Source organism: Pseudomonas sp. NPDC090592, from assembly GCF_044769185.1.
In the GTDB taxonomy this organism is placed as follows: domain Bacteria; phylum Pseudomonadota; class Gammaproteobacteria; order Pseudomonadales; family Pseudomonadaceae; genus Aquipseudomonas.
In genome coordinates, this window is the sequence record NZ_JBIVXJ010000013.1 from 1 (window position 1) to 18,766 (window position 18,766).

The following is an 18,766-nucleotide window of genomic DNA, read 5'->3' on the forward strand; positions in this document are numbered from 1 at the left end:
TGGGCGTCGAAAGTTGCCTGCCAGGCATGCTTGAAGCGAGGCACGTCCAGCCCCTGCACTTGCACACGCAACTGGTTGATGTAGTTGCCGGCCTGCTGGTCGTACAGGGTGTGGAACAGCATGCCCTGCTGCATGGGCGACAGCGGGTACACATCGGCGATCTGCCCGGCGTTTAGCGGCAGGCTGTCCAGTTGTGCCTGGGTCAGTGCGGCCAGCGGGAAGTCCGAGGGCGTAACACCCTGGTGCCGAGCGTCGCAGCAGTGCTCTACCAGCTCGGTCAGGGCCTGCTCGTAGGCTTGGGCCAGGTGTTCGATGGTGGCCGGGTGGTGAACGTCGGCGCTGAAGGTCCACTCCAGGAACAGTTCACCGCCGTACACCTGGCCGGTGATGCTCAGCCAGTTGCCCAACTGCGCACCGGCACATTGGGTGCGACCTGCCGCTTCACCACTCGGCATGAACAGTGCGCCGGCCTCGCCAGCGAAGCTGGCGTCGAACTGGCCGAGGTAGTTGAAGGTGATGCGGGCCTGGCCGGCGCCCGCCAGCTGCTGACGCGCTTCGGCTGTACCGAGGTAACGCAACAGGCCGTAGCCGATGCCTTTGTCCGGCACCCCGCGCAACTGCTCCTTAACCGCCTTGATCGACTGGCCCAGATCGTGACCCGGGGTGAGGCGCACCGGGAACAGGCTGGTGAACCAGCCCACGGTGCGGCTGAGGTCGAGGTCGTCGAACAGGTCTTCACGGCCATGGCCTTCCAGCTGCACCAGTACGTTGTCCTGTGCACTCCACTGGCACAGGGTGCGTGCCAGTGCGGTCAGCAGCAGGTCGTTGATCTGTGTGCGGTAGGCGGCCGGTGCCTGCTTCAGCAGTTTGGCGGTGCGTTCGGCATCCAGCCGCGTGGCGGCGGTGCGGGCATGGCTGTTGTCCAGGCTGCCCTGTGGGTTGTCACGCGGCAGCTCGGCATGGTCGCCGGCCAGCACCTGCTGCCAGTAGCCTTGCTGCGCTTGCAGGGCAGGGCTACTGGCGTGGGCGGCCAGGCGTTCGGCCCAGGCTTTCACCGGGCTGGTCTTGGCAGGCAGGCTGATGGCCTGGCCGTTGAGTACCTGCTGGTAGGCGGCTTGCAGGTCTTCGAGCAGCACCCGCCACGACACACCATCCACCACCAGGTGGTGAACCACCAGCAGCAGGCGCTGCTGGCCATCGGCGAAGTCGAACAGTTCGGCGCGCAGCAGCGGGCCGAGCGCCAGGTCGAGGCCGGCTTGCACGTCGTTGCCGGCAGCGTCGAGTTCGTCCAGCGTGGCCAGCTGGCGCTGGCGCACCAGCGGCGCATTGTCCAGCGGCTGGAAGCGGGCTTGCCACTGGCCGTTGCCCTGGATGAAACGCAGGCGCAGGGCGTCGTGCTGTTCAACCACTGCGCGCAAGGCTGCTTCCAATTGCGGCACCTGTACCGGGTCGGCCGGCTTCAGCAATACGGACTGGTTCCAGTGCGCAGGCTGGGCGATATCCATTTCGAAGAAACGCACCTGGGCTGGCAGCAGCGCGGCCTCGCCACTGATGGCGGTGTCCACCGCTGCCGCTGCGGCCACGGGCTGCCTGGCCTCGATGCGCTTGGCCACCTGGGCCAGCTGGGCGATGGTCTGTTGCTCGAACAGTTGCTTGGGGGTGATCTTGATGCCCTGGCGCTTGGCCCGGGCGATGATTTGCAGGCTGAGGATCGAGTCGCCGCCCAGCTCGAAGAAGTTGTCGCTGCTACCGACCTGCTCCAGCTTCAGTACATCGGCCCAGACAGCGGCCAGCTTCTCCTCGATTTCGCCCTCCGGCGCCACGTAGCCACGGCTGACGGCACCCGGTGCCGGCAGCGCACGCTTGTCGAGCTTGCCGTTGGCGGTCAGCGGCAGGCGCTCCAGCAACAGCATCTGGGCCGGCACCATGTAGTCTGGCAGGCGTGCTTGCAGTTGCGCCTGCAACTGCTGCACGGTCACGCCGCCGTCGGCCACGGCATAGGCCACCAGTTGCAGGCGTTCGGCATCGCCTTCCAGCGGCAGGGCCAGCACCACGGCGTCGTTGACACCCGGCAAGCCTGCCAATACCCGGCCAACTTCACCCGGCTCCACCCGGTAACCGCGGATTTTTACCTGGTCGTCGGCGCGGCCGATGAACTCGACCAGGCCATCTGCCGTCAGGCGGGCGCGGTCACCGCTGCGGTACAGGCGGGTGCCGCCTTCGGCGGGCACAAAGCGCTCGGCGGTCAGCGCTGGCTGCCCCAGGTAGCCCTGGGCAACACCTTGCCCGCCCAGGTACAGATCACCGGCAACCTGCGCCGCCAGTGGGTTCAGGTAGCCATCCAGCACCTGGGCGCAGGCATTGCCCAGCGGGCGGCCTACCGGCACTGTGCGGCAGCCAGGTACAGGCTGCCCGGGCTCGAAGGTGAGCACGCCAACCGTGGTTTCGGTCGGGCCGTAGTGGTTGATTACCCGGCAGCCCGGGCGCAATTCGCGGACCTTTTCCAGCAGGCCCCAGCTGCACGCCTCGCCCCCCAGGATCAGCGCCTCGGCAGGCAGCACATCGGCGGCGCGGGCTGCTTGCAGCAAGCCTTGCAAGTGGCTCGGCACCAGTTTCAGCACACCCACCTGGTGTTGCGCCATGTAGCTGGCGAAACCATCCGGGTCAAACGCCAGTTCCTGCGGCAGCAGGTGCAGCAGGCGGCCGGACGCCAGGGCGCCGAACAGCACGGTATGGCCCAGGTCGGCTGCGGGGGTGGACACCATCGCCATGCTGGCTGCGGCCGGCAGTTGCAGGCGTTCCAGCACGGCCTGGGTGTAGCTGGCCAGCGCGCCGTGGCTGACCACCACACCTTTCGGTTGGCCGGTCGAGCCGGAGGTGTAGATCAGGTAAGCCGGCTGCTCAGGGGTGATCGCCACCTCGACCGGGATGTCGCTGCAGGCTGCCCAGGCGGTGTGCTCGCAGGCAATCACCTGCACGCCTTGCAGGTCGGCGAAACGCTCATCACCGGGCTCGTGTAGCAGCACGGCGGCACCACTGTCGGCAATCAGTTGCTGCAGGCGCTCTTGCGGCTGCTGGCCGTCCAGCGGCAGGTAGGCAGCGCCGGTCTTGAGCACCGCGAGCAAGGCGCTGACCCACTCGATGGAGCGCGGCAGGCACAGGGCAACGATGTTGCCCGCACCAACGCCACGCTGGCGCAGGTAATCGGCCAGGCGGTTGGACGCTGCCTCAAGCCCGGCCTGGGTCATGAACCGCTCACCGGCGCGCACGCCGCCATGGGCCTGGCCCTGGGCCATGGCCTGGCGCCACAACGCCAGGATGTCGCCGTGCGGATAAGACTGCACGGCAGCCGGCAGCGCGGCCACCCCTTCTGGGCAGTCGACGATCACCTGCTGCGGGTCGCGGGTCAACGCGCCCAGCACCTGGCGCAGCGAGCCGGCCATGCGCTCGATGGTGGCCTGTTCGAACAGGTCGGTGGCGTAGGTGAAGTAGCCTTCGATGCCATCGGCCTTGTCGGAGAAGTCGAACGCCAGGTCAAAGCGGGCATCGCCGCCGTCACGGGCAAAGCCTTCCACCTCCAGTGCCCCCAGGCGCTTGCGCCCGGTGTCGCTGGCGGCCACGTGCTGGTTGATCTTGAACTGGAACAGCGGGTTGTGGGCCAGGTTGCGCTCAGGCAGCAAAGCATCCACCAGGTGTTCGAACGGTATCTCCTGGTGCGACTGCGCGCCGCCGATCACGTCCTTGACCTGCTCCAGCAGCGCGGCGAAGGTGGCGCGCTCGTCAACCTGTACACGCAACACCTGGGTGTTGATGAAGAAGCCGATCAGGCCTTCCAGCTCCTTGCGGTTGCGCCCGGCATTCGGCGCGCCGATACGGATGTCGGCCTGGCCGCTGTAGCGCGACAGCACCACCGCCATGGCCGCCAGCACCAGCACGAACAGCGTGTGGCCGCCCTTGCGCGCCTGGTTGCGCAGGGCTTCGGCCTGTTCGCCGGCAATGTCCACGCGCACCACCGCGCCGCGCTGGCTGGGTGTGGCCGGGCGCTCGAAATCCAGCGGCAGGCTCAGCACCGGTTGCTCATCGCCAAGCTGCGTGCGCCAGTAGGCCAGTTGCCGTTCTGCTTCCCCGGCTTCAAGCCAGGCGCGCTGCCAGATGGCGTAGTCCGCGTACTGGATCGGCAAGGCCGGCAGCTGCGCTTGGCGGCCTTCGGCCAGGGCGGTGTATAGCTGGATGAACTCCTGCACCAGCACATCGCTGGACCAGCCGTCAGAGATGATGTGGTGCATGCTCAGCACCAGCACGTGCTCCTCGTCCGCCACACGCAGCAGGGTCACCCGCAGCAGCGGCCCGGCCAGCAGGTCGAACGGTTGCTTGAGGGCAGCGTCCACCGCCACGCTCAAGGCACCCTCATCAGGTGGGCTGGCGAACGTCACCAGCTCCAGTGGCAGCGGGCAGTGCTCGAGAATGTCCTGGTGGAACGCACCCTCATCCGATGCAAAACGCGTACGCAGCGACTCGTGCCGTTGCACCAGCGCATCCAGCGCCTGTTGCAGTACCGCCTGGTCCAGCGCGCCCTTCAGGCGCACCGCCATCGGCACGTTGTAGGCCGGGCTGTCGGGCTCCAGTTGCCAGAGGAACAGCAGGCGCTGCTGGGCATACGACAGCGGGATGTGCGCCAGGCCCTGGCGTGCGGGCACGATGGGCAGCAGGCGGAAGCTCTGGCCGCTGGCCTGCATCTTGTCCAGGATCTGCTGGCGCTGCTCCAGCGGAAGGCCGACGAAACGTTGGGCGATGCGTTGTGCTGCTGTGAGTTCCATGTCAGGCCTCTGAGAATGCGTTCATCATTTGTTCGATATCGCTCAGGCCATCGTCGGAAAGCGACAGGCCTTGCTCGTCCAGTGCCTGGGCGAACGTGCGCAGTTCGGGGTGGCTGAAGATCAGCCGCAGGGGCACATCCAGCCCCAGTTCAACGTTGATCCGCGACACCGCCTGGGCAGCCAGCAGGGAGTGGCCGCCCAGCTCGAAGAAGTTGTCGTTCAGGCCCACGCGGGTCACGTTCAGCAACTGCGCCCAGATGTTGGCCAACTGCTGCTGGCGCTCGCTCTGCGGCGCCTCGTAGTCATGCTGCGGCTGGTTAGGGTCGGGCAGCGGCAGCGCCTTGCGGTCGAGCTTGCCGCTGGGCGTCAGCGGCATGCTCGGCAGGGTCACCAGGTAGGACGGGATCATGTAGTCGGGCAGGCTGGCCTTGAGGTACTGCTTCAGCGCCAGGCGCAGGTCGCCGCTGTGGCCTTCGGCCGGTACGGCATAGGCGCACAGCTGCTTGCCGCCGGGCAGGTCGATGGCCAGCACGGTGGCCTCACGCACGTCCGGGTGTGCCCGCAGGTACTGCTCGATTTCGCCCAGCTCGATGCGGAAGCCCCGTACTTTCACCTGGTGATCAACCCGCCCGCGATAGGCCAGCTGGCCGTTTTCGTCGTAGCAGCCCAGGTCGCCCGTGCGGTACAGGCGGCCACCGCCAACCGGGTCGAACGGGTCAGGGATGAAGCGTTCGGCAGTGAGCGACGGCCGCTGGTGATAACCACGCGCCAGGCAACCTGCCCCGCCGATGAACAGTTCACCGGGTACGCCGACCGGGGTCGGCGCCAGGCCATCATCGAGCGCATGCAGGCTGCGGCCCGGCAAGGCGCGGCCGATCGGTACGCCGCCCTTGCTGATCTGCTGCCCGGTCATCTGCGAACAGTCATAGGTGGTGGCGACCACGGTGGCTTCGGTCGGGCCATAGGTGTTCAGCAAGCGCACCGCTGGCGGGCCATCCGCCAGCCAGGCGCGCAGGGCGTCTTCCGGCACGGCTTCGCCGCCCACGTGAATCTGCTTCAGCCGGCCGTAGGCTTCGGGGGCACGGCGTTCCAGCGCCAGCAGGCGCCAGTAGGCAGCCGGCAGGTCGGCGACGGTTACACCGTGGCGGTTGATTTCATCCAGCAAGGTGGCGGTATCCCACAGCCGCAGGTCGCGAAGCACCACACAGGCGCCCTGGGCCAACGGCGGGAAGAACTGCTCGATGAAACCGTCGAAGCTGAAGGTGGCGAACTGCAACACGCGGTCGGCCGGGCTCAGGCGCGAGTAATCGCCGGCTACCTGGCAGAACACCGACAAGGCGTGGTGATCGATCGCTACGCCCTTGGGCATGCCGGTGGAGCCGGAGGTGTAAATCACGTAGGCCAGGTTCTGCGGTGCAGCCAGGTTCGCCAGTGGCTCGGCTGGCCAGGCTTGCAGCCAATCGATGCCGGGCTCCAGCACCACGCAAGGCAGCTGCTTGCCCAACTGCAGGCGATCACGTGAAGGCGCATCGGCCAGCAGCAGGCCGATGTTGCTGTCCTCGACCATGTAGGCCAGGCGCTCTTGCGGGTAGTCCGGGTCCAGCGGCACGTAGGCGCCACCGGCCTTGTGGATGGCGATCAGCGCCAAGGCCATGCCCAGGCCGCGCTCCACGGCCACGCCGACCAGGCTGTCCGGACCTACGCCCAGCGCCCGCAGGCGATGCGCCAGCTGGTTGCTGCTGCGGTCCAGCTCGGCGTAGGTCATTTGCTGGTCGTCGAAAATCAGCGCCACGGCGTCTGGCCGCTCACGCGCCTGGCGTTCAAACAGCTGATGCGCGCACAACCCGCTGGTGGTTTGAGGCGCAGGGTTCCAGCCATGGGTCAACTGCTGGCGCTCGGCGGTGCCGAGCAAGTCCAGCTCGGCAATGCAGCGCTGCGGCTCGGCGCAGATGGCTTCCAGCAACGCCTGCCAGTGCCCGGCCATGCGCTCGATGCGCGCCGCGTCGAACAGGTCGGTGCAATAGTTGAACGACGCCGTCACGCCATCGGAGCGCTCCAGCGTGTTCAGCGAAATGTCGTACTGCGCGCCCGGCTCCAGCAGGTCCACTTCCTTCACGCTCAGGCCGTGCAGGGCATCGCTGGACACCTGCTCGCCCAGGTCGCGCAGGTGGTTGTACAGCACCTGGAAGAACGGGTTCACGCCCTGGTCGCGCTCCGGGTACAGCGCTTCGGCCACCTCCAGGAATGGCACATCCTTGTTGGCCTGGGCCTGCAAGGTGGTTTCCTTGATGGCCGCCAGCAGCTGCGGGAACGGCTGGCTGCCATCCACGCCGATGCGGGCCACCACCACGTTGATGAAGAAGCCGATAAGCCCTTCCAGCTCCAGGCGGTTGCGGTTGGTGACCGGCACGCCGATGTTCAGCGTGCCCTTGCGGCTGTAGCGCGACAGCACGATGGCGTAGGCGGCCAGGAACACATGGAACAGCGTGGCATTGGACGCCACCGCCAGTGCCCGCAAACGCTCGGTGAGGGCCAACGGCAGGCGCACGTCGAAGCGGCTGCCCTGGTAGCTCTTGACCTGCGGGCGAATGCGGTCGGCCGGCAGTTCGAGCACCTCGAAGTCATCCTCCAGGCGCGCTTTCCAGTAGTCGATCTGCGCCTGCATCTGCCCTTCGGCCAGCCACTTGCGCTGCCAGGCGGCGAAGTCGGCGTACTGCACCGGCAGCGGTTCGATGGCGTGCACCTGGCCAGTGGCCGCCGCGTTGTAGGCAGCGGCAAACTCGCGCACCAGCAGGCTCATCGACCAGCCGTCGGAGACGATATGGTGCAGGGTCAGCGACAGCAGGTGCTGCTGCTCATCCACCTTGAACAGGCGGGCACGCAGCAGCGGGCCGTGCTCCAGGTCGAACGGGACAAACGCTTCGGCTTCCAGCTTGCGCATCTGCGCCGCGTGGTCCTGGCCGCTGAGGTCTTCGAAGCCGATCGGCACCGCAGCAGCCGGCAGGATGCGCTGCCAAGGCAGGCCCTCAGCCTCTACGAACACGGTGCGCAGCGATTCGTGACGGGCGACCAGGGCGTCCAGCGCGGCCTGCACCGCTGCACGGTCCAGATTGCCCTGCATGCGCACCGCCATCGGCGTGTTGTAGGCCAGGCTTTCGGGGTTCAGCTTCCAGAACAGCCACTGGCGGTTCTGCGAGCGGGACACTGGCAGCGGCTGTTGCCGGTCAAGGATTTCGATGTCCAGCCCGGCACCCTGCTCGCCCTCGGCTACCGCTTGCGCGAAGGCTTGCAGGTCGACGGTGTCGAACAGGGTACGCAACGGGAGATCCACGCCCAGTTGCTTGCGCACCCGTGATACGGCCTGCGTGGCCAGCAGCGAATGGCCGCCAAGGGCAAAGAAGTTATCCGTCAGGCCCACCTGCTGCACTTGCAGGACTTGCGCCCAGATTTGCGCCAACTGCACTTGCAACGGGGTCTGCGGTGCCTGGTAAGCCACCTGGGTGGCGACCGGCTCTGGCAATGCCTTGACGTCGACCTTGCCGTTGACGGTGACCGGCAGGTGCTCCAGCACCATCAGGTAGGCGGGCACCATGTGCTCGGGTAGCAGGCCCTTGAGGGTGGCGCGGATCGCGTCCTGCCAGGCCACGCTGTCGGCCGGCATCTGGCTCGGCACCAGCCATGCGGCCAGTTGCAGTTGTGGCGCCTGACCATGCACGCGCACCACCGCGTTGGCAACGCCGTCCAGCGCACGCAACTGGCTTTCGATTTCGGCCAGCTCTACACGGTAGCCACGGATTTTCACCTGGCCATCCATGCGCCCGGAAAATTGCAGGTCGCTGCCCTGGCGTACCCAGTCACCGCTGCGGTACAGGCGCTGGCCGTGGCTACCATGTGGATCAGGGACGAAGCGCTCGGCGGTGAGCGCCGGGCGCTTCAGGTAGCCACGGGCCAGGCCGGCGCCACCGATGTACAGCTCGCCCTTGGCCTTGGCCGGCAGCGGTTGCAGGCAATGGTCGAGCACCGCTACGCGGGTGTTGGCCAACGGCTGGCCGAGGCGGGCGTGCTCGTCAAGCTCGGCGACCAGCACACCGACTGTTGTCTCGGTCGGGCCGTAGTGGTTGAACACCTTTAGCGCCGGGTTCAACTGGCGAATCTTGCCCAGCAGGCCCGGGCTGATGGCCTCGCCGCCCAGCACCAGGCATTGCTCTGGCAGCGCCGAACGGCCAGCCACCAGCATCGCCTCCAGGTGCGACGGCACGATCTTCAGCGCGTCCACCTCATGGTCGGCCAGGTAGGTGGCGAAGCCTTCGGCGTCCAATACCTGTTCACGCGACAGCAGGTGCAGGGTGTGGCCGCCGCACAGGGCACCGAACAACATGGTGTGGCCCAGGTCGGCAGCCGGCGTCGAGACCTGGGCCATGCTGCGGATGCGTTCGACCGGCAGGCGGGCGGCGATGCCATCGACGTAGTTGGCCAATGCACCGTGGCTGATTGCCACGCCTTTCGGCTGGCCAGTGGTGCCAGAGGTGTAGATCACGTAGGCCAGGTTGGCCGGTTCGGGCGCAAGGCGAACGGCACTGGCGCTACCCGTTTGCGCCCAGTCGATGTGCTGCACGCCATCCGCCAGTTCAACCTGCCAGTTAGCGGGCGCCAGCACCAGGCGCGTGCCGCTGTCGGCCAACATGTAGGCCAGGCGCTCGGCTGGTTGCTCGGGCTCCAGTGGCAAGTACGCAGCACCGGCCTTGAGCACGCCAAGGATGCTGGCGAGCATGCCAACGCTGCGGTCGGCCAGTACGCCGACCAGTGTGTCCGGCCCTGCCCCGGCCTGGCTCAAGCGGTTGGCGATGGCTTCGGCCCGCGCATCGAGATCGGCAAAGCTGGCCTGTTCGCCTGCGGCCATTACCGCCATACGCTGGGGGTGGCTGCTGGCGGCAGCGGCAAAGCGTTGATGAACCAGCAAGGCTGCCCCGCCTGGCTTCGGCTCACCTTGGGCAACGACCAGGCCCGGCAATGCCAGCTCGCCTACCGCACCAGCGGTTTCATCGGCCAGCGCTTGCACCAGGGCCAGCCACTGTTCGCCAAGGGCTTCGACGGTGGCGGCATCGAGCACATCGGTCGCGTAGGTGAACGCCGCGTGCAACTGCCCGGCGCTTTCGTGGGTGTCCAGCGCCAGATCGAAGCGGGCGCTGTGCTTCTCCAGCGTGATCGGCGCCAGGCTCAGGCCGGAGCGGGTTTCAATGGCCTGCACATCCGCCACCTGTGCCTGGTGGTTGAACAACACACGGAACAGCGGGCTTTCGGTGCTGCGCGGCAGGTCCAGCGCTTCGACCAGTTGTTCGAACGGCAAGTCCTGGTGGCTTTGCGCGCCCACGGCGGTTTCACGCACGCGTTGCAGCAGCCCGGCAATGTCCAACAGCGGGTCGATCTCGGTGTGCAGTACCTGAGTGTTGATGAAGCAGCCGATCAGGCCCTGGCCTTCTGCACGGTTGCGGTTGGCGATGGGCACGCCAACGCGGATTGCGGTTTGGCCGCTGTAGCGCTGCAGCAGCAGCTTGAAGGCGGCCAGCAGGACCATGAACAGCGTGGCGTTGTGCTTGCGGGCCACACCGCGCAGGCGCTCGGCGACGTTTGCGGCGATGGGGAACTCGTGGCGTGCGCCCCGGTAGCTGGGCCGGCCCTGGCGGGTGCGGTCCAGCGGCAGTTCCAACGCCGAATGGTCGTCACCCAGGCGGGTTTGCCAGTAAGCCAGCTGGCGCTCCTGTTCACCGGCTTCCAGCCAGCTACGCTGCCACAGGGCATAGTCGCGATACTGGATGGGCAGCGGCTCAAGGGTAGCGTCGGTGCCCGCCACGGCGGCGTCGTACAGGCGCAGGAACTCGTCGATCAGCACATTCATCGACCAGCCGTCGGCGACGATGTGGTGCAGGGTCAGCAGCAACACGTGATCCTGTGGGGCCAGTTGCAGCAGGCGCACGCGTATCAGCGGGCCGCTGGCCAGGTCGAACGGGGCCAGCGCCTCGGCTTCGGCGATAGACTCGACAGCGGCCTGGCGGGCACTTTCGTCCAGTTCGGCCAGGGCATCCTGGCGCAACTGCAACGGGGCAGCGACGGTATCGACCTGCTGGCGTACGTCATCGCCATCGGCGACAAAGCGGGTACGCAGGGTTTCGTGGCGGGCGATCAGGGCATCGAAGGCGTGCTGCAGGGCTTGCAGGTCCAGCGGACCGTGCAGGCGCACGGCCAGGGGCAAGTTGTAAGCCGCCCCCTGCGGGTCGAGCTGCCAGAGGAACCACATGCGCCGCTGGGCGTACGACAGCTGGTCACGCTCGGCCACCTCCACACCTGGCGCAATCGGCAGCACGGAAAAGTCCATGCCCTCGCCCTGCAGCGCCTTGAGGAACAGGCGGCGCTTGTCGGGGCTGAGTTCGATGAAGCGGCGGGCGAGCTTGAGCGTTTGGTCGGCATTCATGTCGAGCGAAGTCCTGGCAGTCGAGCGGTAACTGTCAGACGAAGGCATGGGGGGCTGATTTAGGGGGAGTTCAAGCGGAGCAATTGTCTTGCCGCGACTCTTTAAATTGGCGCGATCCGTGTGGGAGCAAATGTCTTGTTAAAAATCTGAAAGCTTGCGCAGTCCCTGTGGGAGCGGGCGAGCCCGCGAACACCGGCAGCGCCGGTGCCATCCACCGCGTCGCCTGCTTCGCGGGCACGCCCGCTCCCACAGGGATTGCACCGCTGCCTAGGGCGCAGATGATCCTGCGGGGGCCAGCACATCAAGCAGCTGTCAGCGCAGCAGCTCGGAATGCCCCTCGGCCATCGCCACCACCACCTTGCGCTTGCCGGTAAACGGCGAGCGGGCATGGGCCGCGAGCATGTTGTCGAGCATCAGCACGTCATTCGCCAGCCACGGGAAGCTGATGGTGCACTCGTCCAGCACCCCGCGCACTTCATCAAGCAACGCATCCTCGATGGTCGTACCATCGCCGTAGTACACGTTGCGCGGCAGGTCCTCTTCCTCGACGATGTCCATCAGCGATTCGCGCACTTCCGGTTGCAGGTTCGACACATGGAACAGGTGCGCCTGGTTGAACCACACGTTGTCCCCGGTTACCGGGTGCCGCCCCACCACCTGGCAACGCTGACGGGTGCGCAGTTCGCCGTCATCCTTCCAGATGCACTCGATGGCATGTGCCCGGCAGTAGGCCTCGACCTGGCGCGGGTCTTCGGTGTTGAACACCTGCGACCATTCAACATCCAGCCCGTTGCCGTAGTTGCGCACGTACATCAAGCCCTTCTCTTCCAGCCGCTGGCGAATACGCACGGGCATGCGCCGGTACACTTCGCGGCTGTCGGCAATTGGCGTTTCACCACCGGTCTCGGCGGGGATCACGCTGTAGAACCAGATCTTCATCGGCCATTCCAGGGTATAGGCCTGCTCGTTGTGCAGCGGGATGCTCTGGTGCGCCGGGTATTCGGTGGAGGTGTACACGCCCTTGGTCACATTGCTGCGCGGGGTTGAACCGAACTCGTAGTTGAGCAGCGGGTGGCCGAAGGAGGCAGCGAACTGACGGAAGGCTTCTGCACCCGCCACTTCGAACCCGCGGAACAGAATGCCGCCAGCTTGCAGCAGGTGCCGGTCCACCAGTGGCTGCAATTCGGCAAAGGCCTCCAGCAGGTCAATGCCCGGTTCAGGCGCACGCACCAGCAGCGGCAGGTTGCCACGCGCGGCATCCAGGGGTTCGATGGCAAAGCTCAGCAGTTCACTCATGTACGGTCACCTCAAGCCAGGGCCGCGTTGGCGGCGAAATCGGGTTTTGCGCCATGGCGGCGCCTGACTAGATGAACGAGCGGGCCTGCGGGAAATTCACCAGGGCAACACACACAGGTAAAGCAAGGGCGTGCCGGTTCGTCTGAACGATGTGCACCCTTTTATCGCCCAGGAACCGTACATGACTCGCCAGCTTCTGCTCCTCGCCCTGCTCGCTGCGGCCCCGGCCGCCTGGTCGGCGGAACAATGCGCCGTGGAAATCCACGGTACCGACCAGATGACCTTCGACAAGGCCGCCATTTCCGTGCCCAAGGCCTGCACCTCGTTCACCGTCACCCTCACCCACCCCGGCGACATGCCGAAGAACGTCATGGGTCACAACTGGGTACTGAGCACCCCGGCCGACATGCAAGGCGTGCTGGATGACGGCCAGAAGGCCGGCGAGGCACAGGACTATGTAAAACCTGGCGACACCCGGGTGATCGCCCACACCCGACTGATCGGCGGCGGCGAAAAGGACAGCGTCACCCTGGATACAAAACAGCTGAAGGCCGGTACCGACTACAGCTTCTACTGCTCGTTCCCGTTCCACAGCACCTTGATGAAGGGCACCCTGACCCTCGGCAGCTGACCCCGCCCCCACCTCACCAGCGAGATCATGTTTCATGAAAACCTCCTCCCCCGGGGCCATCCGCGAACTGCTGGCCCTGCTCAAACCCTACCGCCCTGCGGTAATCGTTTCGGTGCTACTGGGCATGGTCGGCGGCCTGGCAGTGACTGCCCTGCTGGCCACCGTCAACCGGGGCCTGCACGCCGAAGGCGGCATGAGCCAGGGCGTGATCCTGGCCTTCGCCGGCCTGTGCGTGCTGGCACTGGTCAGCAGCGTGGCGGCCGACAGCGGCACCAACTATGTGGGCCAGAAGGTCATTGCCCGCTTGCGCAAGGACCTGGGTGCCAAGGTACTGTCGGCGCCAATCGAACAGATCGAGCGCTACCGTACCCACCGCCTGATCCCGGTGCTGACCCGTGATGTCGACACCATCAGCGACTTTGCCTTCGCCTTCGCCCCACTGGCGATCTCGCTGACCACGGTGACCGGTTGCATGGCCTACCTGGCCTGGCTGTCGTTGCCGATCTTTGCCATCACCCTGGTGGCCATCGGTATCGGCAGCGGCGTGCAGTACATCGCCCGGCAAAAAGGCGTGGCCGGCTTCAACGCCGCCCGCGATGCCGAAGACAACCTGCAAAAGCACTACTCGGCCATTGCCGAAGGCGCCAAGGAACTGCGCATCGACCGCCGCCGCCGGCATGCCATGCTGACGCGCAACATCCAGGGCACCGCCGACTTCATCGCCAATACCCACATCCGCGCCATCAACATCTTCGTGGTGGCCAAGAGCCTGGGCTCGATGCTGTTCTTCGTGGTCATCGGCCTGACCCTGGCCCTGCAATCGCTGTGGCCAAGCAACGACCCGGCGGTGATGAGCGGTTTCGTGCTGGTGCTGCTGTACATGAAAGGCCCGCTGGAAACGCTGATCGGCAACCTGCCGATCCTTGGCCGCGCCCAGGTGGCGTTCCGCCGCATTGCCGACTTGTCCGAGCGCTTTTCCTCGCCCGAACCGCACCTGTTGCTGGAGCCCCCGGTCAAGCGCGAGGCCTTGGCTACCGCGCACCTGGAACTGCGCAACGTCGAGTACGCCTACCCGCCGGTGGATGGCAAGGAGCCGTTCCGCGTGGGACCGGTGAACCTGAGCATCGAGCCGGGCGAAATCCTGTTCATCGTCGGTGAAAACGGCTGCGGCAAGACCTCGCTGATCAAGCTGTTGCTAGGCCTGTACACCCCGCAAAGCGGCGAAGTGCGCCTGAACGGCAAGGCCATCGGCCCGGAAGGGTTGGACGATTATCGCCAGCTGTTTACGACCGTGTTTGCCGATTACTACCTGTTCGAAGACCTCCCGGAGCACGAACACAGCCTGCCGGAAGATGCCACGCGCTACCTGGAACGGCTGGAGATTGCCCACAAGGTCAGCGTGCGCGACGGTGCCTTCACCACCACCGACCTGTCCACCGGGCAGCGCAAGCGCCTGGCGCTGGTCAATGCCTGGCTGGACGGGCGCCCGGTACTGGTGTTTGACGAATGGGCAGCGGACCAGGATCCGACCTTCCGCCGCGTGTTCTACACCGAGTTGTTGCCGGACCTGAAGCGGTTGGGCAAGACCATTATCGTGATCTCGCATGATGACCGGTATTTCGATACGGCGGACAAGGTGGTGCACCTTAGCCGTGGGAAGGTTGTGGAGCAGGCACTGGAGCCGGCTTGAGAGACTGAGGGGCGTAATGCCAGTCAGTTAAGACTGCCGGGGCTGCTGCGCAGCCCATCGCAGGCAAGCCAGCTCCCACAGGGATCGCATCAGGGCTGACAGGTGTTTGCCACAAGATATGCGGCGCCTGTGAGATCGAGCGCCGCCCGCGCGGCGCATCGCGAGCTGGCGCTGAAGATGCCGTGGCGAGCACCCGGCAACCCTGATGCCCTTGCCAGAAACCATAGAATCCCTCACACCGATTGCACTGAACTCAAGCCATGCGCCGTACCTGTGGGAGCTGGCTTGCCTGCGATGGGCCGCAACGCGGCCCCAAATCGCTTAACTGACCGGCATTACCTCTAGTCGCTCTATAGTTTGTCTATAATCGTTCTATAATTACCTATAAAGCGTCGCTACCCCAGGTTCTATAATTCCCCTATAATCACTCTATAATCAGCTATAAATCCAAAAGCGAGGCCGAAATGCCGGAATCCGTCTATCACCGCCCAACGCTCGCATCGCGCCTGTCGAAATTGATCCTGCAAGTCGCCGTAGGCAGTGCTGCAAGCTCGGGTGTGTTCCTGGCTGCGCCCAGGCGTACCGGTAAATCCACTTTTGCCCGCGAAGACCTGCGCCCCGCTCTCGAAGCAGCCGGAGCAATTGTGCTGTATGCCGACCTGTGGAAAGACCTGACCAAAGACCCCGGCCAGGTCATCGTAGAAACCGTGCGTGAGACGGTCGGGCGTAACGAAGGGTTCATCACACGGCTGGCGAAGTCCTCAGGCATGGAGAAGGTCACTGTCGGCGGCCTGAATTTCAGCGTGGACAAGATCGGCCTAGGGCAGGATATCGACCTCACCACGGCCTTGGTGGCGCTTTCCGATGAGTCACGCAAGATCATCGTCTTGATCATTGACGAGGCGCAGCACGCCATCACAACCGATCAGGGCATAGCAGCCTTGTTCGCCCTCAAGGCTGCCCGGGACGAACTCAACAGCTCGAAGCACCATGGCCTGCGCATCGTCTGCACCGGCTCGAACCGGGACAAACTGGCCATGCTGCGCAATAGCAAGGATCAGGCGTTTTTCGGCGCCGCGATGGTGCAGTTCCCGACCCTGGATCAGGACTTCATCGACTGGCTCTGCGCCAATATCGACCTCCCCTGCGCACTCGACCCGGCAGAGGTGTTCCAGCTGTTCAAGGAAAGTGGCTACCGCCCTGAGCTACTGGGCGCGGCAGCGGATGAAATCCGCTTTGACTTCGGTATTGAGCCAGAAACCGTTCCAGCACGTTTCCGGGAGCTTGTTCAGGCGCAAGCGGACGACCTGAATGCAAACCTGAAAAAGGTGATCCGCAGCCTTACGCCTATCCAGTCCGCTGTTCTGCGTGTCATGTGCCTGAAGGGTAACGAATACGCACCGTTTGAGGCCCCAACCTTGGCTCTGTACGTCAAGGCGATGGAACAGGCGGGAGTGGACGAAAACGAAGTCAAGGCCGAGGTACCGGGGGTGCAGCAAGCACTCATCGCCTTGCAGGACAAACACCTGGTGTGGAAGGCATCAAGGGGCGTGTATGCAGTCGATGAGCAGGTGATAGTCGATCTGGTACGCGCCGATGGGTTGCTGGAAGGGCTTGGTTGATTGCGTACAGCGCCAGGTATACTCGGCGCTGTACGCAAACCGTAATCAGAACAACCAGCTATACAACGCGTAAGCCACCACTACCGCCAGCACCGGCCGCAGCACGCGGTAGGCCTTGGGGTTGGCGCGCTTGAACTGCTTTACACGGCCGCTGATCCTGTTGCTGAAGCGCTTGCTCCAGGCGTACGCCTGGTTGATCCCGCCCACGCGCTCGTCGTCGGTGTTCTGCGGCGCGGTAGCGCGGCCAAGGAAGGCGCTGACCTTGCGGTTGATGCGGGTCATGAACGGGCTGCTCAGCGGGCGTTCGATGTCGCAGAACAGGATCACGCGGGTGACGTCGGTCTCGTTCTTGACCCAGTGCACGTAGGTTTCGTCGAACATCACGTCTTCGCCATCACGCCAGGCGTACTCCTCGCCATCAACGTAGATGCGGCAAGCATCGGAGTTGGGGGTAGACAGGCCCAGGTGGTAGCGCAGCGAACCTGCGAACGGGTCACGGTGCGGGTTGAGATGGCTACCGCCAGGCAGCAGGGCGAACATGGCGCCCTTGACGTTGGGGATGCTGCTGACCAGCTCGACAGTGCGCGGGCACAGGGTTTCGGCCGACGGCAGCGGCTTGTCGTACCACTTCAGGTAAAAACGCTTCCAGCCCTTCTTGAAGAAAGAACCGAAGCCGGCGTCGTTGTCCTTCTCGGCGGCGCGGATATACCCTTCGTCGAACAGGCGCATGGCCTCTTCGCGAATTTCCTGCCAGTTGTCCTTCAGCACATCCAGCTCGGGAAAGCGCTGACGATCCAGATAGGGCTTGGACGGCACGCCGGAGAACAGGTAGATCAACGCGTTGTAGGGGGCGAACAGCGCCGAATGGTTGACGAACTGGCGCAACACCGGCAGGCGGGCCTTGCCGCGCAGGTGCACGAACAGCACGCTGCCGAAAAACACCAGCAAGACACCCGCCTTGGCTGCAAAGGAAAAGGTCATGCTTTCACTCCTTGGGGAAGAGCCAGGGCTGCGCGTCCCGCTCTCCTGAAAATCATCCTGCCATCATAAACCGATCCCGCCGAGGTACAAACAACCCGGGCGGGATCGCATTGATGAAGATTTTGCAATAAACCAGGCCGCCGATTGTTGCGCCGGATCAGCGGCAGGACCGATTACTGCTGGTTTTCCTGCTCGCTGAACATGTCGGCAAACAACATGCTCGACAGGTAGCGCTCGCCCGAATCCGGCAGTACTACGACAATGGTCTTACCCTGCATTTCAGGTTTTTCGGCCAGGCGCACGGCAGCGGCCATGGCTGCGCCACAGGAAATACCGCAAAGGATGCCCTCTTCCTGCATCAGGCGGATGGCCATCGCCTTGGATTCTTCATCGGTTACCGTTTCCACCTGGTCGAGAATCGACAGGTCGAGGTTCTTTGGCACAAAACCGGCGCCAATGCCCTGAATCTTGTGCGGGCTAGGCTTGAGCTCTTCGCCGGCCAGGGTCTGGGTGATCAGCGGCGACGAAACGGGTTCGACGGCCACCGACAGGATCGCCTTGCCCTGGGTGTGCTTGATGTAGCGCGATACGCCGGTGATAGTCCCGCCGGTGCCCACGCCTGCGACCAATACGTCGACTGCGCCATCGGTGTCGTTCCAGATTTCCGGGCCGGTGGTTTTTTCATGGATGGCCGGGTTGGCCGGGTTTTCGAACTGGCCCGGCAGGAAGTACAGGGCCGGGTCGGAAGCGACGATTTCGCTGGCCTTCTCGATGGCGCCCTTCATGCCCTTGGCCGGGTCGGTCAGCACCAGTTCGGCGCCCAGTGCCTTCAGCACCTTACGGCGCTCCAGGCTCATCGAGGCCGGCATGGTCAGCATCAGCTTGTAGCCACGGGCGGCGGCGACGAAGGCCAGGCCGATACCGGTATTGCCCGAGGTGGGCTCGACGATGGTCATGCCCGGCTTGAGCTTGCCGCTGCTTTCGGCATCCCAGACCATGTTCGCGCCAATGCGGCACTTGACCGAGTAGCCCGGGTTACGCCCTTCGATCTTGGCCAGGATGGTCACGCCGCGCGGGGCAATACGGTTGATCTGCACCAGCGGCGTGTTACCGATGGAGTGGGCGTTGTCTGCAAAGATACGGCTCATGGCAGGGGTCCTTGGCATGAAAAAAAGCAGGGAAAGACCTCAAGGGTAAGCCCCGGCCGGTGGCCCGTAAAGCCTGTTCGAACTCGGCCGGGCAGGTTGCGGTCAACCGCAC

General features: G+C 64.9%; 8 protein-coding genes. 3 read left to right on the plus strand and 5 right to left on the minus strand.

The genetic code is table 11. From position 1 onward, the window contains the following. The 3 genes from ACIQUI_RS13575 to ACIQUI_RS13585 form a co-directional block, all read right to left on the minus strand. A partial coding sequence (locus ACIQUI_RS13575) for an amino acid adenylation domain-containing protein (protein WP_403199244.1) occupies positions 1-4,817 on the minus strand: 4,817 nt, incomplete at its 3' end. Between the two features lies 1 nt (position 4,818). Next, positions 4,819-11,286: an amino acid adenylation domain-containing protein gene (locus tag ACIQUI_RS13580; RefSeq protein ID WP_403199247.1), complete on the minus strand. Its 6,468-nt coding sequence runs from the start codon at positions 11,284-11,286 to the stop codon at positions 4,819-4,821. Between the two features lie 312 nt (positions 11,287-11,598). Continuing rightward, entirely contained in the window at positions 11,599-12,582 is a 984-nt protein-coding gene (locus ACIQUI_RS13585) for a TauD/TfdA family dioxygenase (RefSeq protein WP_391126799.1), read from the minus strand. 181 nt (positions 12,583-12,763) lie between these two features. On the opposite strand from ACIQUI_RS13585, the gene azu reads away from it, so the two are divergent. From azu to ACIQUI_RS13600, 3 genes are all read left to right on the plus strand, one after another. After that, entirely contained in the window at positions 12,764-13,213 is a 450-nt protein-coding gene (gene azu, locus ACIQUI_RS13590) for an azurin (protein ID WP_403199249.1), read from the plus strand. Positions 13,214-13,247: 34 nt separating this feature from the next. Continuing rightward, a complete protein-coding gene (locus ACIQUI_RS13595) occupies positions 13,248-14,903 on the plus strand; it encodes a cyclic peptide export ABC transporter (RefSeq protein WP_403199251.1) in 1,656 nt (551 codons plus the stop codon). A 464-nt stretch (positions 14,904-15,367) separates the two neighbouring features. Further along, the gene (locus tag ACIQUI_RS13600; protein WP_403199254.1) at positions 15,368-16,525 is read left to right on the plus strand and encodes an ATP-binding protein; all 1,158 of its coding nucleotides are present in this window, start codon (positions 15,368-15,370) and stop codon (positions 16,523-16,525) included. A gap of 45 nt (positions 16,526-16,570) precedes the next feature. Here ACIQUI_RS13600 and ACIQUI_RS13605 read toward each other — a convergent pair whose 3' ends face one another. Then, on the minus strand, positions 16,571-17,506 hold the full coding sequence (locus ACIQUI_RS13605; protein ID WP_403199257.1) for an aspartyl/asparaginyl beta-hydroxylase domain-containing protein: 936 nt from the start codon (positions 17,504-17,506) through the stop codon (positions 16,571-16,573). A gap of 173 nt (positions 17,507-17,679) precedes the next feature. Then, positions 17,680-18,654, minus strand: a complete 975-nt coding sequence (cysK, locus tag ACIQUI_RS13610) for a cysteine synthase A (protein ID WP_403199260.1) — start codon at positions 18,652-18,654, stop codon at positions 17,680-17,682. Between the last annotated feature and the right edge of the window lie 112 nt (positions 18,655-18,766).

Excerpts from the sequence above, each read along its gene's own strand:
- ACIQUI_RS13580 (WP_403199247.1), bottom strand. The coding sequence starts at position 11,286 with ATGAATGCCGACCAAACGCTCAAGCTCGCCCGCCGCTTCATCGAACTC.
- ACIQUI_RS13585 (WP_391126799.1), bottom strand. The coding sequence starts at position 12,582 with ATGAGTGAACTGCTGAGCTTTGCCATCGAACCCCTGGATGCCGCGCGT.
- azu (WP_403199249.1), top strand. The coding sequence starts at position 12,764 with ATGACTCGCCAGCTTCTGCTCCTCGCCCTGCTCGCTGCGGCCCCGGCC.
- ACIQUI_RS13595 (WP_403199251.1), top strand. The coding sequence starts at position 13,248 with ATGAAAACCTCCTCCCCCGGGGCCATCCGCGAACTGCTGGCCCTGCTC.
- ACIQUI_RS13600 (WP_403199254.1), top strand. The coding sequence starts at position 15,368 with ATGCCGGAATCCGTCTATCACCGCCCAACGCTCGCATCGCGCCTGTCG.
- ACIQUI_RS13605 (WP_403199257.1), bottom strand. The coding sequence starts at position 17,506 with ATGACCTTTTCCTTTGCAGCCAAGGCGGGTGTCTTGCTGGTGTTTTTC.
- cysK (WP_403199260.1), bottom strand. The coding sequence starts at position 18,654 with ATGAGCCGTATCTTTGCAGACAACGCCCACTCCATCGGTAACACGCCG.